1 protein-coding gene and 2 pseudogenes are annotated in these 1,916 nt (G+C 36.2%); all 3 read right to left on the reverse strand.

Going from position 1 to position 1,916, the window contains the following annotated elements:
- Window positions 1–200: pseudogene (locus tag QUA02_RS33255) on the reverse strand (hypothetical protein); the annotation flags it as partial.
- Window positions 201–449: 249 nt separating this feature from the next.
- A complete protein-coding gene (locus QUA02_RS33260) occupies window positions 450–938 on the reverse strand; it encodes an IS630 family transposase (RefSeq protein WP_333033993.1) in 489 nt (162 codons plus the stop codon).
- Between the two features lie 18 nt (window positions 939–956).
- Window positions 957–1,812 (reverse strand): annotated as a pseudogene (locus QUA02_RS33265) (ISKra4 family transposase); the annotation flags it as partial.
- Between the last annotated feature and the right edge of the window lie 104 nt (window positions 1,813–1,916).

The following is a 1,916-nucleotide window of genomic DNA, read 5'->3' on the forward strand; positions in this document are numbered from 1 at the left end:
ACACAAATCAACCCCGTTCGTCGTTCATGTAAGCCTAATTGAACGCTGGAACGGTTCCATCCCATAAATGTTTCTACTTTCCGAGCTGAACTATTGAAGTAATCTTCAGCCACTTTTGCCATAAAGTCTCGACGGCGATAGCCCGTTAGTTTTTTGGCAGCATCTTTGAATGTCAATTTAACTGGCTCACTCAATATCATTTTTATCATCCTAATCACACAGCTCACAACCGCTCATGTCCGATTTCTTTTCCTAGACCTTCTAGCATAACTGGGGTGATATTTAATTGCAAGCCCCTTATACCATTTTTTTAAAGATGTGCTAGAGATAAAGAATGTAAAATCCAAGACCATCCTGTGAGAAAACCAATGACATGATTCGTTAAAGATGCTAAGATTTCCTGAACTTTTACGCGGAGTTCGTCAAGATTACTAAAAACTAACTTTCGCTTAAAATTCTTTGATGTATTCCCACACTCTTTCTGTTGGATTTACTTCAGGACAATGAGGAGGCTGAAATAGTAAAATAATATTGTCTGGCAATTCAGATTTGCTTAAAAAATGAGCGGGAGCATTATCGACTTGAATAATATGCAATTCATCAGGATACTCAAGGGATAATTGTTGCAAATATGCTTCAAAACAAACCTTATCCAAATGGGAAAATTCCCAAAAAAAACTTCTTCCTGTTGAGGGGGATACTGCTCCATACAGCCAAAAACATTTAAATTTCCATTGATGTTTTCCTACGGGTTTTACACCGAAGAGTGTTATCCTTCGTCTATGAATTGTATGTAGTCCTAATCGAGTTTCGTCACTACACCAAAACAGAAATTTCTTGTATTTCTTTACTTGGTCAGGAGCTCGATCCAGCAAGGCTTTGATTTTTTGAGACAGGCTATTCTTGAATTCATTGATTGCCGTTGGCTTTGGGTGCATCTCACTTTGGCAAATACATCAAATTGAAAGTTGACCGTTGAGATAGGCACAGCGAAGAGCAAGGATAGAGGAAACGTTCTCAATATTCCATTGCGCTCCCGATATTTTCACCCTTAATCCAATGCGTTTAATTATCGATTCAACTGTTCCCGAACAAGAGTGAGCTTATGGATTCTTCTTTGTAGTATTGGTAATTAACTATTCGGCAGCGATGGGTTTCTAAATAATTGCAAAACGTTTTAAATGCTTGACCTTTAAAGTCTTTAAATAAATTTATAACTTCATCAACTTTGCCTTGCCACAACATAGTTTCTGCTAATTTTAATCGTTTTATTGAACCCCCTACCTTGTAGAGATTTTCTTTCAGATGATACCAATCTAAGATTTCTTGTCTTTGTTCATTGTCTCCAATTTCTTTAAATATGTTCCAAATTCCAGCATGACCATCTCCTAAACAATACATAGGGTGTAGTAATTTTTGGGTATTAGTCCAATCAATTAAATCTTGATTATTTTGAAAAAATGCTCCCGAATAAACATTATCTAAACATACGGCTTTGTAGTCTTTCCAGTAACAGCTCTCGCCCTTGGTTTCGTTGCGTAGTCTAACTTTACCGCCATCTAATGTAATTTCTTTGACTCCTTGTTTAGATGTAGGCAATTCAAATTCTTGTCTCTTGACTAATCTTTGTAATGTACTGTGAGAAATTTTGATTCCCGTCAATTTTTCCAAATCTTTTTCTGCCATTTGATAAGATTCGTTGGCACTGATTAAAAGACAGCATTTTTCCATCAGTGGACTAAATTGACTATAAGCTTTCAAGCCAAAATATTTTGCCTGATTGTCTGTAATCTCGATCGAACCCACTATTGATTAGACCTCCTGCGAAAGTCTGATAGGATTGTAAAACAGATAGAAATTCAACTAATCAAAAATGAGTTACGAAAAAGTGAAGAATTTAGAGCATACAGAGTTCA

Source organism: Microcoleus pseudofavosus SVA1_A4, from assembly GCF_036700565.1.
Taxonomy (GTDB): Bacteria; Cyanobacteriota; Cyanobacteriia; order Cyanobacteriales; family Microcoleaceae; genus Microcoleus.